Source organism: Candidatus Desulfolinea nitratireducens, from assembly GCF_982879505.1.
This window is the reverse complement of the sequence record NZ_CEYOSI010000256.1, coordinates 1-4,571: the sequence shown is the minus strand read 5'-3', so window position 1 is coordinate 4,571 and position 4,571 is coordinate 1. Positions and strand designations below refer to the sequence as shown.

The following is a 4,571-nucleotide window of genomic DNA, read 5'->3' as shown; positions in this document are numbered from 1 at the left end:
CCTTGATCTCTATGTCAATCACAGCCTGCGAACAAGAAAATCTGTTGCCCCCTCGTCAGTGCTGCCAACCTATCGCACCCCAACAGAGATCCTGCAGCGGATCGAAAGTGAATTATCGCCACTGGCCTCCCAAAATGCAAACCAGGCCCTGGAGCTTGCCGACGAACTCTGGGATACAGGCTATCTTGAAACCCGTCTACTCGCAGCCTTTCTCCTGGGCCATATTTCTCCTGAAGAGGATCGCCTCCTCGCCCGCTTAACCGCCTGGACACAAAAGGTACGCGACCCCAACGTGCGCACATCCCTGCTAACCAATAGTCTTGCCCGCTTGCGAAAGGAAACACCCGATCAATTCTTAATTCTGGTTACTGAATGGCTCTATCCTTACCGTCAACAATTCTGGAGTAATGGCTTGCAGGCTTTATTACCACTGATAAAGGCTCAAGACTTTGAAAACCTGCCTTCCATTTTCGATATTATTGACCCGATCATCGAAGCCGCGCCCACCTTCCTGCAAGGTGATATAGAAAATATTATCAGAGCACTTTATAAGGCCTCTCCAACTGAAACCACTTATTTCATCAAAAATATATTGGAAAGAAAGAAGAACCCGAAAACCAGCCTGCTGATACGCCGAATCCTGCCCACACTCCCCACAGATTTACAAATCAGTTTGCAAGAAGGATTGAAGGCAAATTAAAAAGAAGGAGCAAAGATGGCTTCTCTTCATATAAATTTTGTTACTACTCAGTCATCATCAGGAACGTCTCTGCGAGGAGCATGCTCAGGCGACGTGGCAGTCTTCACGACTGTCTGAGAGATTGCTCCGGCGATATAACTGCCTCGCAAAGACATGCTTGAGTAGTTTCTAAAATTTGAAATAACAGGCGATCATCTTTATCACAATCAGGACTTACGCAAAAATACCTTTTTTCTCGCTGCGTTGTAGCTTGTCTACAATACCCCAACGCAGAGCATTGGGACTAGGACTATAAAATTTCGTAAGTCCTAACAATATTAATAATGCCAGTGATAATAGCAAAAATGGTAGCGCGAAATCAAGTACACCTTGAGCACCTTCAGATCAGTTATTCTAAAAAAACGCTTGATTTTCCGCTTGCCACCTCCTCCATATCTGGTATAATCTGCTCCGCTATGACTGGTCCTGTCTCGCGGTTTCGGCTGCGGTCACGGAGACCTGCAAAAAAATATATTTAGGAGCATACGTCATGTCCATTACAAAAGAAGCAAAAACAAAGGTAATTGAAGAGTTTCACCGGCACGAGAAGGACACCGGTTCACCTGAGGTCCAGATCGCAATTTTAACCAAGCGCATTCTTGCCCTGACCGATCACCTGCGCACCAACAAGTATGATGAATCCTGTCGGCTTGGGCTGCTAAAAATGGTTGGTCGCCGTCGCCGCTTATTGGCTTATATGCGACGCGAAAATTATAGTCGTTACCTTGCACTAACCGACGAATTGAGCCTACGTCGTAAGTAAATATTTACTAGTTTGACCGGGTAGATGGTCATCACCATCTACTTTTTTTATATAGGCAGACCTAACTGTCTGCCATATTCGCTCCGTCGGTTGGGAATTGAAAGGTGCCGATAAACCGAGAGAAAAATCTCTCACCACACACTTGTACCTGCGATGCAAGTGCAGATGAAGACACCCAGAGCACTAAGAATCTCTTAGTGTCCACAAAGAAAAGCTCTGTGAACTTTGTGTCTTCGTGGTAAAACTTTTTATCACCAGCTTTCAGTCCCTAACAGGCGGGAAAAGGAGAAAATATGAAACCAGAAATTAAACGCTACACCGCAGAGGTGGGCGGGCGTACTGTCACATTTGAGACAGGCAAGCTCGCACATCAGGCTGGCGGCGCCGTGACCGTAGAGCTCGACGAAGCAATGGTCTTTGCTGCCACAACGATGAGCGATAAAGCTCGCGAGGGAATTGACTTCCTTCCGATGAGTGTAAACTATGAGGAACGGATGTACGCCGGTGGGCGGATCCCCGGTTCCTTCTTCCGTCGTGAGGGACGTCCCCACAACGAAGCCATCCTGACATCGCGCCTCATCGACCGTCCGCTACGGCCTCTCTTCCCAAAAGGAATGCGCAACGATATTCAGGTCTTGATCTATTCGCTTTCTGCGGATGATAACCCCCTCGATATTTTGGCGCTCAATGCATCCTCGGCTGCATTGACCATTTCAAATATCCCCTGGGATGGCCCTGTTGGCGCAGTACGCATTGGACGAGTGAATGAGGAATTTGTTATCAACCCGACCTTTGCCGAGATGGAAGTATCCGATCTTGACCTTCGTCTGGCCGGAACAAAAGAAGCCATCCTGATGGTCGAATGTGGTGCAGATGAAGTCCCCGAAGATGTGATGGTCAAAGCCCTTGAGCTGGGACATGCATCCATCCAACCCTTGATCGAAGCCCAATCCAGGATGGCTGCCGAAGTTGGCAAGCCCAAGGATGAGCCAATCGTTTCTGTTACAGATGAAGCTCTTGAAGTCAAAGTCTACGATTATATTAGCGGCCCCATGACCGAGCTGGTCGCCAAGCCACTCAGCAAAGATGAGTTCTACAGCGGCATGGATGATCTGAAAGCTCAAACCGTCGAGGCAATGCTCGCCGAAGACAAAGAATTGGCGGAAAAAGATATCAAGAATGCCTTTGGCACAGCAGAAAAGAAGATCGTTCGTGAACGTATTTTAAGTGCGGGCAAGCGTCCAGACGGACGTGGCCCGAAGGATATCCGCCCGATCTGGTGTGAGTTGGATATCAGCCCCACGTGCCCATGGTTCTGCCATCTTCACACGCGGTGAAACCCAGGCGCTGACCGTTGCCACCCTCGGTACATTGCGAGATGCGCAGGCGCTCGACAACCTGACCCCTGAAAAAGAACGCCGCTATATGCATCACTACAATTTCCCGCCCTTCTGCACCGGCGAGGTTCGCATGATGCGTGGCACCTCCCGCCGCGAAGTAGGCCATGGTTCATTGGCAGAACGTGCGCTATTACCAGTCATCCCCGCCAAAGAGGATTTCCCTTACTCGATCCGTCTCGTCTCCGAGATCATGGATTCAAACGGATCATCTTCGATGGCTTCCGTTTGTGGTTCGACGCTTTCACTGATGGCAACCGGTGTCCCGATCAAAGCGCCTGTATCAGGCATAGCGATGGGCCTGGTGACTGATGGTAAGCGTTACCACATCCTGAGCGATATCTTGGGCACCGAAGATCATCTCGGTGATATGGATTTCAAAGTAACCGGCACCGAAAAGGGCATTACTGCCCTGCAAATGGATATAAAAGTCAGCGGATTGAGTGCAGAACTGATGGCCGAAGCACTGACGCAATCGCATGAAGGGCGTATGCATATCATGGGCGAAATGATGAAAACGATCGACGCTCCTCGCCCGGAATTGAAAAGACATGTTCCGCGTGTGACAACCATGACCATCCCCGTCGGCAAGATCGGCGCGATCATTGGCCCTGGCGGAAAAACAATCCGCGCCATTCAAGATGAAACCGGCGTACGCCTCGATATTGAAGAGGATGGTACCATCTTCATCTCGGCCACTGATGGCGAGGCCGAAGCCATGGCACGTCAGCGGATCGAATCCCTGACCGAGAGCGCAGAGCTTGGACGGATCTACACCGGACGCGTTGTCCGTGTGACCGATTTTGGCGCCTTTATCGAAATCCTCCCCAATATGGACGGATTGGTTCATATCTCGCAATTGGACAGCGTCCGCATCAACAGCGTCGAAGATGTTGCCAAAGTTGGCGATGAGATCACCGTAATGGTGACCAATATTGACGCGGGCGGCAAGATCAGACTCTCACGCAAAGCCGTACTCGAAGGCTGGACCGTTGAAGAGGCTATTGCCAACGACCAACCTCGTGGTGGCGGTGGAAACCGAGGTGGCGGAAATCGCGGCGGCGGTAATCGCAGCGGCGGACGTAATAGTAACCGACGCTAAATCCCTAAGAAGAAACCAAAACGGGCGGCCCATTGGTCGCCCGTTTTTAGTATAAGCAAGACAATTCAATAACCATGTTCACAAAGCTGCAAGCAACCCTCAATCGTTATCCCAAACAGTTCTGGCTGCTCGTCGGCGGTATGTTGATCAGCATGCTTGGCGCAACCATGATCTGGCCTTTCCTTCTGATCTACGCCAGCAAACGCCTCGCTATGCCTCTGACCCAGATCGCGACATTGATGACGATCAATGCGGTAGTGGGGGTGGCCTTCACCTTCGTCGCGGGTCCTGTCACCGATAAATTCGGACGGAAATGGGTTATGGTTTTTGGTCTGTTGATCAACGCCTCCATGTATCTCTTCATGATGAGAGCCGATAGCTATGCCATTTTTGCGATTCTAATGGCCTTCAGTGGCGCTGCCACTCCCCTCTACCGCATCGGCGCGGATGCCATGATCGCCGACCTGATCCCTGAACTCGAACGCCTCGAAGCCTTTGCGCTGATTCGGATGGCTAAAAATGTTGGAGTCTCAATGGGTCCAGCCATAGGCGGGATCCTTGCAGCCATAT

Annotated in this window: 3 protein-coding genes and 1 pseudogene; all 4 read left to right on the top strand. The window is 50.4% G+C overall.

Annotated features, from left to right (window positions below; all coding sequences use genetic code 11):
* A partial coding sequence (locus AC3DOM_RS15940) for a DNA alkylation repair protein (RefSeq protein ID WP_487920030.1) occupies nt 1-700 on the top strand: 700 nt, incomplete at its 5' end.
* A 529-nt stretch (nt 701-1,229) separates the two neighbouring features.
* Complete coding sequence (gene rpsO, locus AC3DOM_RS15935) at nt 1,230-1,502, top strand: 30S ribosomal protein S15 (RefSeq protein WP_487920029.1); 273 nt, start codon at nt 1,230-1,232, stop codon at nt 1,500-1,502.
* A 293-nt stretch (nt 1,503-1,795) separates the two neighbouring features.
* A pseudogene (locus AC3DOM_RS15930) lies at nt 1,796-4,001 on the top strand (polyribonucleotide nucleotidyltransferase).
* Between the two features lie 74 nt (nt 4,002-4,075).
* Nucleotides 4,076-4,571: MFS transporter (locus AC3DOM_RS15925; protein WP_487920028.1), on the top strand; the 496-nt coding region annotated here is incomplete at its 3' end.